14 protein-coding genes and 1 pseudogene are annotated in these 17,357 nt (G+C 45.3%); 8 read left to right on the plus strand and 7 right to left on the minus strand.

Annotated features, from left to right (window positions below):
• Positions 1-8: 8 nt before the first annotated feature.
• The gene (locus tag D0Y50_RS12850; protein WP_108566097.1) at positions 9-518 is read right to left on the minus strand and encodes a DUF305 domain-containing protein; all 510 of its coding nucleotides are present in this window, start codon (positions 516-518) and stop codon (positions 9-11) included.
• A gap of 446 nt (positions 519-964) precedes the next feature.
• Between D0Y50_RS12850 and D0Y50_RS12855 the strand changes: the two genes are divergently transcribed.
• Positions 965-1,453 carry a helix-turn-helix domain-containing protein gene (locus tag D0Y50_RS12855; protein ID WP_218023539.1) on the plus strand — a complete coding sequence of 163 codons (489 nt, stop codon included), beginning with the start codon at positions 965-967 and terminating at the stop codon, positions 1,451-1,453.
• Between the two features lie 64 nt (positions 1,454-1,517).
• Here the strand turns inward: D0Y50_RS12855 and D0Y50_RS12860 are convergent, their stop codons facing one another.
• Positions 1,518-2,126 carry a TetR/AcrR family transcriptional regulator gene (locus tag D0Y50_RS12860; protein ID WP_117317303.1) on the minus strand — a complete coding sequence of 203 codons (609 nt, stop codon included), beginning with the start codon at positions 2,124-2,126 and terminating at the stop codon, positions 1,518-1,520.
• Between the two features lie 88 nt (positions 2,127-2,214).
• Here D0Y50_RS12860 and D0Y50_RS12865 point away from each other — a divergent pair, with 88 nt between their 5' ends.
• The 4 genes and pseudogenes from D0Y50_RS12865 to D0Y50_RS12880 all read left to right on the plus strand — a co-directional run.
• The gene (locus D0Y50_RS12865; RefSeq protein ID WP_108566094.1) at positions 2,215-2,958 is read left to right on the plus strand and encodes an SDR family NAD(P)-dependent oxidoreductase; all 744 of its coding nucleotides are present in this window, start codon (positions 2,215-2,217) and stop codon (positions 2,956-2,958) included.
• Between the two features lie 13 nt (positions 2,959-2,971).
• Positions 2,972-3,367: a VOC family protein gene (locus D0Y50_RS12870; RefSeq protein WP_108566139.1), complete on the plus strand. Its 396-nt coding sequence runs from the start codon at positions 2,972-2,974 to the stop codon at positions 3,365-3,367.
• A gap of 61 nt (positions 3,368-3,428) precedes the next feature.
• On the plus strand, positions 3,429-3,719 hold the full coding sequence (locus D0Y50_RS20070) for an AraC family transcriptional regulator (RefSeq protein WP_108566093.1): 291 nt from the start codon (positions 3,429-3,431) through the stop codon (positions 3,717-3,719).
• Between the two features lie 114 nt (positions 3,720-3,833).
• Positions 3,834-4,286, plus strand: a pseudogene (locus tag D0Y50_RS12880) (integrase core domain-containing protein); the annotation flags it as partial.
• 226 nt (positions 4,287-4,512) lie between these two features.
• Here D0Y50_RS12880 and D0Y50_RS12885 read toward each other — a convergent pair.
• On the minus strand, positions 4,513-5,553 hold the full coding sequence (locus D0Y50_RS12885) for an IS481 family transposase (protein ID WP_117315792.1): 1,041 nt from the start codon (positions 5,551-5,553) through the stop codon (positions 4,513-4,515).
• A gap of 143 nt (positions 5,554-5,696) precedes the next feature.
• A complete protein-coding gene (gene trpS, locus D0Y50_RS12890) occupies positions 5,697-6,719 on the minus strand; it encodes a tryptophan--tRNA ligase (protein WP_117317305.1) in 1,023 nt (340 codons plus the stop codon).
• A gap of 984 nt (positions 6,720-7,703) precedes the next feature.
• On the opposite strand from trpS, the gene xdp1 reads away from it, so the two are divergent.
• Entirely contained in the window at positions 7,704-8,441 is a 738-nt protein-coding gene (xdp1, locus tag D0Y50_RS12895) for an exosortase-dependent surface protein XDP1 (protein ID WP_108566090.1), read from the plus strand.
• A 92-nt stretch (positions 8,442-8,533) separates the two neighbouring features.
• Positions 8,534-11,320 carry a tetratricopeptide repeat protein gene (locus tag D0Y50_RS12900; RefSeq protein ID WP_147318243.1) on the plus strand — a complete coding sequence of 929 codons (2,787 nt, stop codon included), beginning with the start codon at positions 8,534-8,536 and terminating at the stop codon, positions 11,318-11,320.
• A gap of 213 nt (positions 11,321-11,533) precedes the next feature.
• Here D0Y50_RS12900 and clpB read toward each other — a convergent pair whose 3' ends face one another.
• The 3 genes from clpB to rluD all read right to left on the minus strand — a co-directional run bounded on the left by clpB (position 11,534) and on the right by rluD (position 15,930).
• Complete coding sequence (gene clpB / locus D0Y50_RS12905) at positions 11,534-14,125, minus strand: ATP-dependent chaperone ClpB (protein ID WP_108566088.1); 2,592 nt, start codon at positions 14,123-14,125, stop codon at positions 11,534-11,536.
• Positions 14,126-14,222: 97 nt separating this feature from the next.
• Positions 14,223-14,954 (minus strand): peptidoglycan editing factor PgeF, encoded by a 732-nt coding sequence (gene pgeF / locus D0Y50_RS12910; RefSeq protein ID WP_117317310.1) that lies wholly within the window; start codon positions 14,952-14,954, stop codon positions 14,223-14,225.
• The gene (gene rluD / locus D0Y50_RS12915) at positions 14,947-15,930 is read right to left on the minus strand and encodes a 23S rRNA pseudouridine(1911/1915/1917) synthase RluD (protein WP_108566086.1); all 984 of its coding nucleotides are present in this window, start codon (positions 15,928-15,930) and stop codon (positions 14,947-14,949) included. The genes pgeF and rluD overlap by 8 nt, the downstream gene beginning before the upstream one ends.
• A 170-nt stretch (positions 15,931-16,100) precedes the next feature.
• On the opposite strand from rluD, the gene D0Y50_RS12920 reads away from it, so the two are divergent.
• Positions 16,101-16,868 (plus strand): outer membrane protein assembly factor BamD, encoded by a 768-nt coding sequence (locus tag D0Y50_RS12920; protein WP_117317312.1) that lies wholly within the window; start codon positions 16,101-16,103, stop codon positions 16,866-16,868.
• Positions 16,869-17,357: the final 489 nt, after the last annotated feature.

Raw genomic sequence — 17,357 nt, forward strand, 5'->3', positions numbered from 1 at the left:
TGCTCCGGTTATAGCTTGCCTTCAAAGTCAGGAATGGGGCGATTTGCAGCCTCTGTAGCAGTTTTGGCCTTGCCATTTTTTTCGATATCGTCAATCAGCCATTTCATTTCTTTAATTTCTTTGCGTTGCGCCTTGATAATGCCATTTGCTAATTCTCTGGTGCGTTTGTCTTCAATATTCGAACGCTCACTGGTAAGAATCGCGATTGAATGGTGCGGAATCATGGCTTTCATGTAAGAAGTATCTGATACGGTGGTTTGCGACCGGACCAGGAATACGCCTAAAATGAATATGATAAAGGCGCCGACAAAAATACTGATATTTAACTTTTTGTTACTATACATACCCAACATAAATGCCAACATAATAATGGCCATAACTGCGCCCATATAAATGGCCATATAGGTTCTTGTTTCACTAAAGAAGACATGTGACATAGCATATGTATTTAAATACATTAATCCGAACATCGCGATTGTCGATGTTGCAATCATTGCAAAAAACTTTGAATATTTCATACTTGAACCCTCTATAAATTATCAGAGTGATAGTTAAAAGAATTTGTACTTTCAAAACCAAACAAAGGTTTAATAATCGAATTTATTGCAGGGTGTAAACAACGGCTGTAAGAACGAAAGTTAACCTTAAACTTGCTGTTAAGATTGGTATTTAAAATTTTCGGCAGTTTTAGACGCAAGTAATTTAATCCATGATAGCTCAGAAATTAATTCTGCGCTGAATGTTGGGGTAACTGTGAGACAGAGACTATTTCATTAGACCCGTACTCAGGTAATAACTGCATCACTCATGGTTAAATGGTGAGAAGGGCTCTACTGCCTGTTGGTTGTTCTCTAATAGCCACAAAAAGTATTACGATGATATACTGGGAATAGTTCGAAAGAAAACGATACCAGATAGAAGCCTATCTACGCGAGGATTTGAGTTATCGGGGTGGACTTCCCAGTTGACTAAGGCCGGACCTTTTGCTTGCCATAAATACTGCCCAGCGCTATATAAGCCAAATGAGATCGAGGCACTGTCCCCCGTTTATGAAAGGGAAATTTTATTTCGAATATTACAAGGGCCACTTGGTTGGATGCTGCGCGATATTGCTACGCCGGATGCGGCACTTGCCCGTATTAGCGTGGCGATTAATTGGCTGAGAGGAAACTTCGAAAAGTCTATCCCGATAGAAGAACTTGCAGAGATGGCATCATTAAGTGTGTCGGCATTTTACCGACATTTTAAGTCGGTTACAGCCCTAAGCCCATTGCAGTTTCAAAAGCGTATACGCCTGCTTACAGCGCGCTCTTCGTTGTTAGCCGGAGAAGGGAATGCGACTACTATTGCTTTTGGCGTTGGTTATGAAAGCCCCAATCAATTCAGTCGAGAATATGCCAGATTCTTTGGCCTGCCTCCGTCTAAAGATATTGCAAGGTTTAGACTCAGATAGCGGGTGCCAAAAAGGAACGAGTGAACCCAAGATTCAGCGTCTGCAATTCCTTATCACCTCTAGTTTAGGAGCTAATGAGCGAAGAAATGCCTATTCCTGTCAGGTTTGCTACGCTCAAAACCCGAGAAGCAGGTAAACCTGCAAATGCTGCGGCCGATAGCCCTTGCAGAGAAACGACTATATAGTCAGCCAATTCTTCAGCTTTGTCTGGTTCTTTCTGAACTATGAAATTCTTAATAAACTCACGAGATAATTTACAGTAGTAGTTCGAGATCATTCGTGCTTTTTGATCCGCTGCACGCATTCCCTCAGCGACCATGCAGCCACGTTCTGTTTCTGAACGAACGTATAAACAGGCTGCTTGATGTACTAACTCTTTAAGTGCGTCCGAAGTGTCTCTTTCAGGCGCTAAAATTTCATTCACAGGCAAATTATTTTCTGCGATATAGGCCTCTATGGCAAACTCAAATAAATTTGCCTTACTGCCGTATGCTGCATATAAACTGGGAGGATTGATATTTAATGCCTGAGTCAGCTTAGCTATACCCACTGCATCAAACCCGCACTCATGAAACAAACTTTTCGCCACTGCTATACCCTTACTCCGATCAAAGGTTCGTCTGGATGTTTGTTTTTCAATGCGCTCTTGATATGAAATATTTGATGTAAACAACTATGCCTCCTAGATAAAAACGCTATTGACAGATCAATCTTTAGTGGTCACTATAGTATGCTATAGTAGTCACTAAAGAAGGTATTGTATGCTGAATTTGAATGGAAAGGTAGCGCTTGTCACAGGAGCAAGTAAAGGGATTGGTTTTGCTATTGCTAAAAAGCTGGCTGATGAAGGTGTAAAAGTAGTATTGACAGGAAGGGGAAAGCCAGAACTAGATATCGCAGTAAATAAAATTGGTGGGGATACTGTTGGTATTGCATCCGATGTCACGAGCCAAAGTAGCTTAAACGACCTGTTTTCCGAAATACGAAATCAATTTGGCCGGTTAGACATTTTGGTAGCAAACGCAGGTGGCGGAGAGCACGCTCCTCTGGGCCAAATCACTGAACAGCAAATCGACAAACAATTTGCGACGAATGTGAAAGGAGTTGTGCTTACTATGCAGGGAGCTTTAGCCGTCTTTGGTTCATCAGCTAGCGCTATTATTATTGGTTCATCTGCTTCGATAGATCCTGGTCCAACAATGAGTATTTACGGTGGGACTAAAGCTGCGGTTAGAAATATGCTACGTTCTTGGGTTAGCGAACTAAAAGGGAAAGGGATCCGCATTAACATTGTAAGCCCAGGCCCAACGAATACCGATTCTCTGCGAGAAGCCTTTGGTGAGCATGCAGAAGAGGGAATGGCCTTTTTGAAAAATAAGAGCCCCATTGGCAGGATTGGAGAACCAGAAGAAATCGCATCGGTTGTTGCATTTCTGGCAAGTGATGCCTCCAGTTATGTGAATGGTGTGGAGTTATTTGCCGATGGTGGCGCATCTCAAACCTAAGAGTGAATTCACTATGAGTGTATTAGACCATATAGAAATCCCCGTAGCGGATGGGGCATTAGCAAAGCTATTTTATTCACGCACTCTTTCTGCTCTGGGGTTGTCGATTGTCATCGACATCCCATCACACCGTAATAAATTCGGTGGCATGCGCTGTGGATATGGGATAAATGGTTACCCTTGTTTCTGGATCCACGATCAGGATAGTCCTGCCGCCTGTATACACATTGCTTTCAAGGCAGATTCAACTGAACAAGTGAATGAACTATATAAGCTCGCCTTGATAAATGGAGGGAGTGACAATGGACCACCAGGAATCAGACACCATTATCACGACGATTACTATGCTACTTATGTATTTGACCCAGATGGAAACAATATAGAATTTGTTTATCAATCAAAAATTTAGCGTACAGAAAACGTTGATAGCCACGTCACGCTTAGTGCAACCGAGATAGCATCACAAATATGTGCCAGTTGATGACCAAACTTACCGTTATGATCCTGCCATTTATTTTGTTATCTCAGTGGATTTACCAGCAGTCGGGCAAGTGCATCCCTTGGCTGATGGTGGGTCGTATCTAGCAGTTAGCCTGACGCTTGCCCCAGTCACAACAGAGTTGTTAGATGCATGGCTTCGAATGGATAAGCCAAACGAAATCGCAGCACGATCCCCCGTTTATGAAAAAGAAATTTTATTCCTGATATTAGAAGGCCCACTGATCTTCCCCCGATTTTATAGACTCTACCCTTACTTTTGAATAGACCTTTTCTTACTCTCTCATTTTCCGCTCTATTGAATAACTTGCTTGGTCCGCTTAGGGCGTTTAGCTGAAGTTACAGTTAGAGGTGAGCGATGACCGCTATTTGCACAAAGCGGCACTCTTACCTTCATCGATAAGGTAATAGAAGAAATGCCATTCCCGATACAGCGAGTTCAAGCTGATCGCGGAACGGAGTTTTTTGCTGAAGAAGTACAGCTCAAATTGATGGAGCATGGCATTAAATTTCGCCCTAATAAGCCAGGCTCACCTCACTTAAATGGCAAAGTTGAAAGGTCACAAAGAGCTGACAAAGAAGAGTTTTATTCGACCGTTAATTTGGATTTGGAAGAACTCAAAAACGAAACGTTACCTGAGTGGCAGCATTACTACAATTGGCAACGCGCTCACGGCTCATTCAAAGGTAAAACCCCAATGGATATAGTATGTGAACGCCTTGAAAAAACACTGCTCTGGGAAGACGTTCACGCTAACTACGAAACTGAAAATGAGCGCATTCAGCTATCGAATTATCAGCGTGATCTTCAACTACGAAAAGTGAAATGATGTCTATGAATCACACAGATAACTATCAGTTCAATGAGCGATGAGCGGAAATTCGCTCAAATACGTTTTTGTACAAAAGTGAGTTCCCGACACTAACTGTTTTTACTAAATTCGTATAATTCAAAGTATCTCAGATAGAGGCAAATAGCTTCAAGAGGTACAACCATTAGCTGTACTAGCTCAGACCTGATCTGACAGTTACCCGTTTCACGGTGCCAGTGTCAGATTAGCTTTGAGCTAAGTTCTTCTCAGCCCAAATCTGCTTCCCATCGGTTAATGTTTCCATTGGCGTTCTGCCGCAGCACATTTTGCCCTGATGAGTCCTTCCATTGTTGTAGTATTCCAGCCACTCGTCCAGATCTTTCTGTAATGCTTCCAGCGAGTCATAGAGCTTTTTGCGGAAGGTGACCTGATAGAATTCATTCAGGATGGTTTTGTGGAATCGCTCACAGATCCCATTGGTTTGCGGATGTCGCGCCTTGGTTTTTGTGTGGTCGATATCGTTGATGGCTAAGTAGAGCTGATAATCATGCTGTTCCACTTTGCCACAATATTCTGTGCCCCTGTCTGTCAGAATCCGCAGCATGGGCAGCTCCTGAGCCTCAAAGAACGGCAACACTCTGTCGTTGAGGATGTCGGCCGAGGTGATTGGCGTTTTGGTCGTGTAGAGCTTGGCGAACGCAATTTTACTGTAGGTATCAACGAAGGTTTGCTGGTAAATGCGGCCGACACCTTTGAGGTTGCCGACGTAGAAGGTATCTTGCGAGCCTAGATAGCCGGGATGGTGTGTTTCAATCTCACCGCAGGCCTCATCATCCTGCTTTTTCTTCTCAAGCGCGGCAACCTGCTCATCGGTCAAAATGATGCCTTCGCTTTCAACTTTGGCTTCCAGTGCGGCAAGTCGCTTTTTGAAGTTTTCCAGATTATGTCTGAGCCATATCGAGCGAACACCGCTGCCTGAAACGAACACGCCTGCTTTACGCAGCTCATTACTTGTTCTGGCTTGACCGTGAGCGGGAAACTCAATGGCGTGAGCTATGACAGCTTGTTCGGTCTGCTCATCGACCCTGTTCTTGAGATTAGGTGTGCGTCTTGAACGGTTAATCAGCGAATCAACACCGCCTTCTTCAACCAACTCCTGATACCGATAAAACGTGTCACGAGACACGCCCATCACTTTGCAGGCCTTCGATACATTGCCCAGCTCTTCAGCCAGATTTAACAGTCCTGCTTTGTGTTTGATGATTGGATTGCTAGTATGCAACATGAGAGTTACCTATTTTGTTTTGATTAAAGATTCGACACCTTTATCAAAACGGGTAACTCTCATCTTTTCAAGAAGAAGTGTCAGATTAAGTCGAGACTAATTCACATTAGCCTTCTTGAAGCTGACTGTTGAAAACAAGTTATTCATAGAATATTCAGTCCAAAAATATCTTTCACATCGAAAAGCACTTTTTCTGTTTTATCTCTAGAGATTTGACTTCCTTTGACCAAAATATCAACTAGTTGTGCCTTATCATGTAAAAACTCTGTTCTTTTCTCTCTTATTGGTCGAAGCATGTCCTGTAAACACTCTTCCAGTATTTTTTTCGTTGTACCGTCGCCAAGACCTCCACTTTGATAGTGCTCTTTTAGTTGGCTGATATAGTTCTCATCTGGATGAAAAGCATCGAGATAGGTAAATACAACATTTCCTTTGATATTACCGGGATCTTCGACTCTTAGGTGATTAGGGTCGGTATATATCGATTTGATCGCTGCGGAGATCTCTTTTTCGGTAGCTCCAAGATTAATGGCGTTGCTCATCGACTTAGACATCTTATTTTTCCCATCCGTACTAGGTAAACGTGATGCATTACTCAATAAAGGTCTACATTCATTCAAAACAATACGCCCTGCTATTGTGTTAACCTTTCTCACTATCTCATTGGTTTGCTCTAGCATTGGTAATTGGTCATCCCCAACAGGAACTAATGTTGCGTTAAAGCCCGTTATATCAGCCGCTTGAGATATTGGATATGTCAAAAAGCCAGCAGGGATAGATCTTTCAAATCCTTTGTTTTGGATTTCACTTTTGACTGTTGGATTTCGCTCTAACCGACTGATGGTCACAAGGTTGCTGTAATACATAGTCAACTCAGCAAGGGCGGGTAGTTGTGATTGAAGGCAGATAGTTGTTTTAGACGGATCAATACCAACAGCTAGGTAATCTGCAACGACATTAAGAATGTTGGATGACACTTTTCTCGGATTATGGGCATTATCAGTAAGACCTTGCATATCAGCAACAAGAATGGTTTGCTCATGAATTGCCTGTAAATCTACACGCTGCTTTAGAGAACCGACATAATGCCCTAGGTGTAACGCGCCCGTAGCTCTATCTCCGGTTAAAACAATTTCTTTTTTATCAGTATCTTGTTTTGAATCCATAGGTATATCTCCTAATTAGAAAAGATTGCTACTGGAGATACAAAAGAAATTACATTCTTAGCTAACTTCCAGCAGCTTAAGAATGTAAGAATTCAGTGCCGCTCTAATTAGAGCGCCACCAGAAGAATAAAGTAGGCGTTAAAATGCATTTCATTCAAACAATCTAACAACAATCCTTTTAAAACTCAACTCTCTCAAAAGTAGTTTTCAAACAGAAAAAATTATGCAAAAACACTGTCCTTGGAGAAGCTAATCCATACTAGTGACCGTCTGTCTCAGTTTAGGGGAAGTGGACAGCTGAAGCATCCTCCGGCTGCAAAAGCATGAGCGAATTATAAAGGTCTGCTTATCGCGCAAAGATGCGAGAAGCGAGAAGCGATACCTTGGATTACATCGAGATGTTTTATAACAGTAGCCTGGATTATCGTTGCAAAATTATTGACACCAGTTGCTGCTGAGGTAGCTATAGCTCCAGAAATAGATGTAGCTGTATAGGTCTGCCAATCAGTTTCATGTCCAAAAAAGATCGCACATGCAACTAATTTGAGTGCAAAATCTTAATACATCTCGCCGTTCTAGAGCGATTTTTCTATTAGAGTATAGAACCAACTGCACAACCAGCTAGTTAGAGTTTTAATACCAATCAGTAAAAACCACTTAAAAATCTGTATCTTAGGTGATTTTTCATGATCTAATCCTGAGTTTCATTTAACCGGAAATAATTTCATATGAAACTGGAAGTTACACAAATCTCATCAGCGCTCACAATACGGGGGTATTGGGCTATATACGTGCTCAATGTTTAATCGGTGTCATAATAAACCAGCGAATTGTCAGCAACTTATGATTGTCGGTTTTTTTTACAATTAAAATGATCCGCAGCATGTAAAAATTACAAATTGCTGATATATATAAGATTTTACATATGGCACAGCTCTTGTATAAGCCAAGGTAGGCTAAGCTTGGGTATATAGGAAAATAATTATGAAGAGCATTTATAAGGCATTAGGCCTGATTAGCATGCTGACAATAGGAATATCAGGTGCACAAGCTGCTGATACTACGTGGGATTTTAGGAGTAGCAATCGGGATATTGTTAACACCGCCCCTGGCTATTATGGTAATTCACTAACAATGAACCAAGACGGTGTCAACCTTGCGATTTCTGCATGGTCAGATACTTATGATATCAGTGGCCCGGATAAAGTTGAGTCCGCTTATGTCACCAATAATTCTTATGGGCTTTTAGCTTACAACCGAAATGGTGGTTACAGTGAACAACATTATATCGATAACTATAAAGACACCGATATGCTGTTGTTTTCGTTTAGTGACGCAGTCAGCTTAACGTCATTAAAATTAGGTTCCTATTATAACGACTCCGACATTTCTATTGCTGCTTTTGATTCACTGCCAAGCCTATCTGGAAGCACCTGGGCAGGTGTAGCGTCGCAGGCAATATTTAGCACAAGCTTCACCGATGTCGGTTATGGTAGTTTCGATCTTACCTCTGTCGCTAAAGAAGCCAAATATTGGATTATCGGTGCATATAAGAATGTATTTGGTGCGGGTAATGACCATGATTATGACAAATTCAAACTATTAGCCCTTACCACCCACAAATCGGACGAAGAACCGCCTGTGGATGTGCCAGCTCCGGCTACCGCATTATTAATGTTGCTAAGCCTTGGCTTGCTGACAATGCGCAAACGTCACAAGTAAGTCATAATTTTCATACCTAAAGCCTCGACCATGTCGGGGCTTTTTTGTGTACACTAACTAGATATAAAAAAGCGAGTTTCTACGAGGTTACCGTGAGAAGTCGATTGAAAGGATGTTTGCTGGGAGTGATGCTTGCCAGCCATACTGTGGTATTTGCTGATGAGGCGCAGTCGTATGATGACGCGCTTACCTCTTTTGTACAAGGTGACGTACAGGCCTCTTACCTGGTACTGAAACAGGTTTTACGCGATAACCCGGATCATTTGCCTTCCAAGCTGCTTATGGGCCGTATTTTATTAATCGACGGGTATGTGGGTGAAGCCATTGATGAGCTCGAAGAAGTATTGCTGGCTGGCGGTGATGAAGATCTGGTAATGCCGCCGTTGTCGCGGGCTTATTTGTTTGCTGGCATGTACAATAAAGTGTTTTCTATTCTTAACCGTCACACATTAAGCGACGATGCGCGTCTATCTGTTACGTTAGTGGCTGGCACTGCGCATATACGCCTGAACGAACGGGATGCTGCAGTCAGGCTTTACACTCGTACCCTTAAAGACTTTCCTGACTCCTTAGCGCTGCTTAATGCTCAAACAAACCTGTTAATTGATTTGCAGCGGCTTGATGCCGCGCAACAAATACTTGATAAGTCTTTGCAGCTTGATCCTAAAGCACCTTTTACACTGTTGGCCAAGGGTAAACTTGTTGCGGCTAAAGGCAAGACAAAACAAAGTCTGGAAATTTTCCGTGAAGCCTATGCTATCGCGCCAGAAAACCCCGCCACAATGCGTGCTTATGCTGGCGCTCTGGCAGAGGCCGGGGAGTATGACCATGCCAATAAACTGATTGCGGATATTGAAGCGCAAACCCCCGGAGATGTGCAAAACCAGTTACTCAAAGCACGTATTCTGGCGTTAACCCAAAATCAGCTAGCCGCAGATAAAATTTTGCGTGAGCTTACCGAACGGTTGAGCTTATTGACTGATGAGCAGTTGAATGAGCAAATTGAGCTAAGCCTGATAGCGGGTATCGTTGCGTATTTGAATAAAAATTACGACATGGCAAGCACTGAGCTAAACCGCTATATCGGAAAACGCGATGCCACCCCTGAGCAACTTGGTATGCTTACTGACGCGATGCTGCGTACCGGGGCCTATAAAGATGCAGCCAAATTGTTAGAGAAAAACGAAGAGCTGGTGGTTAAAAACCTTAATTTGGCGCAACTAAATTGTGAATTATTTATGTTGTTAAAGCGCCCCTTTAAGTGCGAACAACTGTTACCGGAGCTCACCCGCCGTTATCAGGGGGAAGAACAGTTCGCCGTATTGCAGGCTAAACTGTTTCTTAATACCCGCAAACTGGCTGCAGCAAATGAAATTTTACGTAATGAACTGGCAGACTCCGACAACGAAGAAGTACTTAAATTAAAAATTGCGCTATTAACCGACCGTCGAGACTTTGCATCTGCATTAACGTTGGCCCAACAGCTACTTACGAGATTTGCTGACAATATCGACTATCAGGCCATTACCGCAGACCTGCTGATTCGAAATAATAAGCTTGATGAAGCCACCGTGCTGGTAAACACCATCTTAGAGGACGAGCCCGGCTCGGTTCCAGGCCTGGTGGCCCGGTCGCGTATTCAGTACTATAAAGGTAACTATCCGGCTGCCCGGCGCGCTATCGACGATGCCTTGAAGATGGATAAAACCAGTGTTGCCGCACGCGTACTGGCCGCGCAAATTTACCTTGCTTCTGACATGACCGAAAGCGCTATCGAGCATTTAGTCGCAGCGAAAACCTTAGATAAAAAAGATTTACGTTCGCGAGAATTATTGCTCAATATTTATCGTAAAGAGGGAAATAATAAAGCCGCGTTAAGTGAAGCAAATGCGCTTCTGGCTATCGACCGTTTATCACCAGACTATCATCTGCAAAAAGCGGCTATATTGAATGAGTTAAAAGATGCCGAAGGCGCCAAAACACAGCTGAATATGGTTTACGCTCTATGGGCGAAGGAGCCACACAAACTGATGTCGCTGGCCCGTTTTCAGCGTCGTGCTAAGGATTTTGAGGGGGCCATGAAGTCGTATGAAACGGCTATTCGGTTGGTTCCTTCTGAACCATTGCCCTATATGGATATGGCCGCCTTTCAAATTAAACAGGAACTGCTTAACCAGGCGCAATTAACGATTGAGGAAATCACGCAACGGTTTGGCCCTTCGGCCGATGTTTCGATGCTATATGGTGATTTAGCCGTGGCACGCGGGAGTTTAGCCGCTGGTTTTGATTTCTATTTACAAGCTCTACAACAGGACAGTGCCTTTACCACACCTTTATTAAAAGCATTTACGTTAGCAAAAGACGGTGTGAAACGGCAGGCGTTAATTACGTATTTATCGCGCGTTACCGCTAGCAACCCCGACAATCTTTTCGGGCAGAATTTATTGGCCGACTTACATTACCTGAATAACGACTATACCAAGGCTACGCCTATGTATGAGGCGCTGCTTACCTCAGATAAATTAACGCGCCGGGCATTCGTATTAAACAATCTGGCCAATATTTATTCGCTTACCTCGCCACTCAAAGCCATGGCGCTAATTGAGGAAGCCTTAGCGTTAGAGCCTCGTTCAGCAGCGCTGCTTGATACTAAGGGATGGATTTTAGCTCTGGATAATGATTACCTGGGTGGACTGGGAGTGCTGCGTCAAGCCTATATTCTGGACGCTTCCGACCCTTCTGTGCAATATCACATTGCTTACACCCTGGCTAAATTGGACCGCCAGCAGGAAGCACGAGAATTACTGGAAGAACATGACACTCTGGCAAAGCAGTTTCGCGAAAAGTCAGATGCCCAGAAGTTAGCCCAGGCGCTCTAACCAAACGCTGACTACGAAGTTTGTAGCTAAAGGTAATGATATAAACCAGCTGTTCATATCGATACAGCGACGGGTAATGTCTTTATGTAAACAAGGAGGCGCGCAAGCCTCCTTGCTTTTTCTTCACACTACCCGTTCGCCGGTCATACCGACACGGCGCGGTTCTTTCTATCGGCTTACCCTGCCCAGGTTCCCGCTTGCCACATAAATCGGCTAATGGCGGGTAGCATCGGGTTTCAGAATAACAATCTGATCGTTATCTTCATCTATCCTGATGGTGCTCTCTGGCATGATATTGCCTGCCAGTAATTCCTGGGCGAGCGGGTTTTCAATTTGCGTTTGAATTGCCCGTTTTAACGGCCTGGCGCCAAATACAGGATCAAAACCCGCAGCTGCCAGTTTATCCATTGCGGCGGCAGACAATTCAAACTTAAAGCCTTTTTCAGCCAACCGCGCCCGTAGGGAAGCCAGTTGAATTTTCGCAATAGATTTGATTTCCTCTTTGCCCAGTGGATGAAATACCACAATGTCATCTACCCGGTTAATAAATTCGGGCCTGAAGTGTTGGCCGACCACCTCCATCACCATGTTTTTCATTTCATCGTACTGACTTTCCTGATGTTTATCCTGGATAATATCCGACCCCAGATTAGAGGTCATAATGACCACACAGTTTTTAAAATCTACGGTACGGCCCTGCCCGTCGGTCAAACGGCCGTCATCAAGTACCTGCAACAGAATGTTGAACACATCCGGGTGCGCTTTTTCAACTTCATCAAGCAGGATCACCGAATAGGGTTTGCGTCTGACAGCTTCGGTAAGGTAACCGCCCTCTTCATAGCCCACATACCCCGGTGGCGCACCCACCAGCCTGGCGACCGAGTGTTTTTCCATAAATTCAGACATATCAATACGGACCATGGCCTCTTCAGTATCGAACATAAAACCAGCCAACGTTTTACACAGCTCGGTTTTACCCACCCCGGTAGGGCCTAAAAAGAGGAACGAACCAATAGGCCGATTCGGGTCGGCCAGCCCGGCTCTTGAGCGGCGGATAGCGTTTGATACCGCCGTCACCGCTTCAGCCTGGCCGACAACCCGTTTGTGCAGCACCTCTTCCATACGCAATAGCTTATCGCGCTCCCCTTCAAGCATTTTATTCACCGGTATACCTGTCCAGCGTGACAATACTTCGGCTATCTCGGTATCGGTAACTTTATTCTTAAGTAGCTGGGTTTCGCGAGTTTCATTTTCAGCCGCTTTTTCCAGCTTCATTTCCAATTCGGGAATCCGGCCATACTGTAACTCTGACATACGATTTAAATCAGAGGCGCGCCGGGCAATTTCTAAATCCAGCTTGGCTTGCTCCAGCTCTGACTTTATGGTTTGGGTCCCTTGCATAGCTTCTTTTTCATCGTGCCAGATAGTTTCCAGCTCGCTATATTTTTGCTCGGCCTGCTCACGTTCCAGCTCGATCATTTCCAGCCGCTTGTGGCTGGCATCATCGGTTTCTTTGGCTAATGCCTGCTCCTCCAGTTTTAGCTGAATAATACGTCGCTCCAGCCGGTCCATATCCTCCGGTTTGGAATCGATCTGTAAACGGATGCTGGAGGCTGCCTCATCAATCAGATCGATAGCTTTATCGGGCAATTGCCGATCGCTGATATAGCGGTGCGATAGGCTGGCCGCCGCCACAATTGCCGGATCAGTAATATCCACCGAATGATGCAACTCGTAACGCTCTTTCAAGCCGCGTAATATAGCGATGGTATCTTCCACACTGGGCTCTTCCACCAGCACTTTTTGGAAACGTCGTTCCAGCGCGGCGTCTTTTTCAATATACTGACGGTATTCATTTAGGGTAGTCGCGCCTACGCAGTGAAGCTCACCACGGGCCAGTGCAGGTTTTAGCATATTTCCGGCGTCCATTGCGCCATCGCCTTTACCCGCGCCAACCATCGTGTGCAATTCATCAACAAACAAGATAACCCGGCCCTCTTCTTTAGCCAGCTCGTTCAATACTGCTTTTAGTCGTTCTTCGAATTCGCCGCGATACTTGGCACCTGCTACCAGGGCTCCCATATCTAACGACAATACCCGTTTGTTCTTCAGCCCTTCTGGCACTTCGCCGTTAACAATGCGTTGCGCCAAGCCTTCCACAATAGCGGTTTTACCTACCCCGGGCTCGCCAATCAACACTGGATTATTCTTTGTGCGGCGTTGCAATACCTGTACTGCCCGGCGTATTTCGTCGTCGCGGCCAATAACCGGGTCAAGTTTGCCCTGCTCGGCCCGCTCGGTCAGATCAGTGGTATATTTCTCTAATGCCTGGCGGACATCTTCGGCATTGGGGTCAGTAACTTTCTGACCGCCGCGCATTTTATCAATGGCATTTTCTATTTTGTCTTTGGTTATGTTCAGCTCGCGCAGAATATCTCCCAGCCGACCCTTATCGTCCAGTGCCGCCAGCAGAAAAATCTCGGATGTGATGTATTCATCTTTACGCTGTTGCGCGATTTTGTCGCATACATTAAGTACCATGCCACTGGCTTTACTTAACTGTACATCGCCCCCGATGCCTTCTACCCGCGGCAGCCGTTCAATCGCTTCACTTAGCGCAGAACGTAGTGCATTAACATTGATACCGGCTTGGTCCAGCACCGGCCGAATGGAACCGCCCTGCTGATTGAGCATGGCCGTCATCAGATGCACCGGCTCAATAAACTGATGATCACGGCCTAAAGCCAGTGACTGAGCATCTGAGATAGCAAGTTGAAATTTACTGGTAAATCGGTCTAAACGCATAATATTTTCCTCGCAAAACCTATTGCTAATTTATGGGTGCAGGCCGGCTACGATTCAAGTCGATTAATGAATAATCACTGCGTTTTATTGATTTATATCAAGTCAGACCGATAACGGTAACGATACGTCCGGTGGGGGTGGCGTGATGGTGCTGGGCATAACGATGGGAGTAAAACTGATGTGGTTGTCGGTACGTACACAAACCGCTTTGGGTGACCATCGAAACGCCAGCTGCTGAAAGCTGTGCGGCGGCGATATAATTTAAATCTAAACGAAATTTACCAGCAACGGGATCCGCGCTAATTGCTGCCGGAAAGTCTTTAAAACGCGCCGCTAGAGTAGCATCGACCTGATAACATGGGCCGCTTATCGCCGGTCCTATCCATGCAATCAAATCGGTTGCAGCACTTTGCATAGTGGCTATTACACCGCCAATAATGTGGTGGGCAAGCCCCTGCCACCCTGCATGGATGACAGCCACTTCGCTGCCGTCCCGGTCACACAGTAAAATAGGTACACAGTCGGCGGTCATTACCGCGCACCATTTGGCCGTAGAGCGGCTAATACTGGCATCCGCCGGCAGATCGTCTGGCGTGGTCGACAAAAGTTTACAGTGGGTACCATGTACCTGATTTAACCAAACCAGTTTATCCGCCCCAGGCAAGCCATTGCGATTAGCCTGCACGTGCTGGGAATCATCGCCTACGTGCATGCCTACATTCAAACCTTGGTATTGCCCTTCGCTGATACCGCCCAAACGGGTTGTGCTGTACGCCGTCACATTGGCTGGCGCTGCCCATTCGGGGTAAATCAGCTCAGGTTTAGTCATCGTCAAAGCCGTTTTCACGGGTATCCGCCCTGACTACCTCCAGTAATTGCACCATATCCTGCGGTAAGGGTGCAGTCCAGGTCATCCACTCTTCGGTTTCTGGATGAAACAGTGACAATTGAACAGCATGGAGAGCCTGGCGCTTGAACGCCCTTAGTATATTAACAAACTCATCGCTGGCACCTTTAGGCAGACGCGGGCGACCGCCGTAAACCGGGTCGCCGGCTAACGGATGTTTGATATGAGTCATATGCACCCGAATCTGGTGGGTACGGCCAGTTTCAAGTTTCAATCGAATATAAGTATGTGCACGAAACTTCTCTTTTACCCGAAAATGGGTAACTGCAGGTTTGCCCGTTTCCCGCACCGCCATCAGGGTGCGTTTTGTGGCATGGCGGCCAATTGGCGCATCGACTTCGCCGCCGCCGACCATGGTGCCCAGGGCCAAAGCTTCGTACTCGCGGCTCATGGTCCGCTCTTGAAGCTGGGCTACCAGATGCGTTTGGGCCGGTACGGTTTTGGCCACCACCATTAATCCGGTAGTGTCTTTGTCTAAACGGTGGACAATGCCGGCTCTGGGCACTTTATCGATATTCGGCACATGGGCTAACAATGCGTTAAGCAAAGTACCGTCACTATTACCTGCGCCCGGATGCACCACCATATCTGCCGGTTTATTTAACACCAGTATGTGGTCATCTTCATAAACAATGTCCAACTCGATATGTTGGGGCTCACTGGTAGTCTGCACTTCCATAACTGCATTGACCTCAACCGTTTCTTCCATCAGCATTTTGTGCCGGGGGGTTGAGTTAACTTCGCCATTAATAGTCACATTACCATCCAGGATCCAGCTTTTTAGCTTGGAGCGAGAATATTCAGGGAACAAATCGGCTAAAACCTGATCTAACCGTTGGCCAAAATGTTGTGGTTCAGTTACCGCTTCAAGGTGCACGGTATTATGTGTTTGGGTCATACGTACTATTTTATCGTCTTAAAACCGCTATTATAACAAGCTTTGGTGGTTGTTAAGGTAAACTTTGCAGGATTTCTATGGTGTTTGTCTGAATGAGTACGTTAGAATGCGTTGTCATATCACGCATAGAAGCAACACCAAAGACGAATTTGGGGAATGAGTAAAGTATTATGAAGTCATTTCGTTATATGGCGCCACTGCTAGTAGGTGCCATGATATCTGTAGCCGGGTGTAGCTCTTCTGATGATGCAGAAGAAAAAGCAGCCTTGGCTAACATGGGCGCGCAACAGATGTATGAGCGTGCTAAAGACAGTATGGCAGCCGGTAACTTTACCGCCGCTGCAAACACACTAAGCGCACTGGACTCCCGTTATCCTTTCGGTCCCCTTTCTCATCAGGTGCAACTGGACCTAATTTACAGCTACTATAAATCGGGAAAGATTGACGAGACCGTCGCCACTATTGACCGGCTTATTCGGCTAAACCCGAATCACTCTGATGTAGATTACGCATTTTATATGCGTGGTTTGGTGAATATGGAAGCAGATACCAATCTGTTCCAGGAGCTGATGAATATTGACCGCGCGGACCGCGATCCGGCCAAGTCGCGCCAGGCCTTTGAAGATTTCAGACGCTTGATTCAGCAATACCCTGACAGTAAATATGCAGCCGATGCTCAAAAACGCATGGTATTTATTAAAAACCGGTTAGCTCGCTATGAAATTGCTATCGCCCGTTTTTATATGCGCCGAGAAGCTTTTGTAGCCGCGGCTAATCGTGGGCGTTATGTTATCGAACATTACCCTGATTCTGATCAGCTTCAACAGGCCCTTGAGATTATGGTATCCAGTTATGAACAACTGGGCCTGACCGAGTTACGCGATAACGCCATGAAAACGTTAAAACTGAATTACCCGGACAGCGAATATATCAGCTAGTTTCTACTATTGCCGGCCTGTGTAGTGCGCACTGGCCGGTGGTAATCTGGTGCTATTCGCCTAGGTTAACGTTAAGATCTCTTCGCAATTGCCTTCTTCGGCTGTCCTGCACTACCGACCCTGTATTACCTGTGTATTACGAATCCTATAGCACTCCCCATAGAGGGGGGAGTTGCTGAAACGGTTATAGTCGGCTTTAATACCATCACTCGTTACAGCGTTGAAAGATAAGCTGTAAGCCCCGCCTAATGCCATGCCAGTTAACATAAGCCATATTTACGGGTAACCGCAAACCTATGTTAAGTGTAGGTAATGGGCGGATGGCAGATGGCAGATGGTAGATGGTAGATCACACGCTGCATTCAGCATCATCCGGTAAAATGCCTAGGTCTTCCAGCACAGATATAATCTCATCCTTTCCTGAAACTATTTGGCCTTAACCTTGGGGAAGTTCACTGCAGGGTAGATAATGCCAGACCAACTGAATGA

This window comes from Salinimonas sediminis, from assembly GCF_003429285.1.
Lineage (GTDB): Bacteria > Pseudomonadota > Gammaproteobacteria > Enterobacterales > Alteromonadaceae > Alteromonas > Alteromonas indica.

Coding starts and splice junctions, on each gene's coding strand:
- D0Y50_RS12850 (WP_108566097.1), bottom strand. CDS start 518: ATGAAATATTCAAAGTTTTTTGCAATGATTGCAACATCGACAATCGCG.
- D0Y50_RS12870 (WP_108566139.1), top strand. CDS start 2,972: ATGAGTGTATTAGACCATATAGAAATCCCCGTAGCGGATGGGGCATTA.
- D0Y50_RS12885 (WP_117315792.1), bottom strand. CDS start 5,553: ATGTTGCATACTAGCAATCCAATCATCAAACACAAAGCAGGACTGTTA.
- D0Y50_RS12865 (WP_108566094.1), top strand. CDS start 2,215: ATGCTGAATTTGAATGGAAAGGTAGCGCTTGTCACAGGAGCAAGTAAA.
- clpB (WP_108566088.1), bottom strand. CDS start 14,125: ATGCGTTTAGACCGATTTACCAGTAAATTTCAACTTGCTATCTCAGAT.
- xdp1 (WP_108566090.1), top strand. CDS start 7,704: ATGAAGAGCATTTATAAGGCATTAGGCCTGATTAGCATGCTGACAATA.
- trpS (WP_117317305.1), bottom strand. CDS start 6,719: ATGGATTCAAAACAAGATACTGATAAAAAAGAAATTGTTTTAACCGGA.
- D0Y50_RS12920 (WP_117317312.1), top strand. CDS start 16,101: ATGAAGTCATTTCGTTATATGGCGCCACTGCTAGTAGGTGCCATGATA.
- rluD (WP_108566086.1), bottom strand. CDS start 15,930: ATGACCCAAACACATAATACCGTGCACCTTGAAGCGGTAACTGAACCA.
- pgeF (WP_117317310.1), bottom strand. CDS start 14,954: ATGACTAAACCTGAGCTGATTTACCCCGAATGGGCAGCGCCAGCCAAT.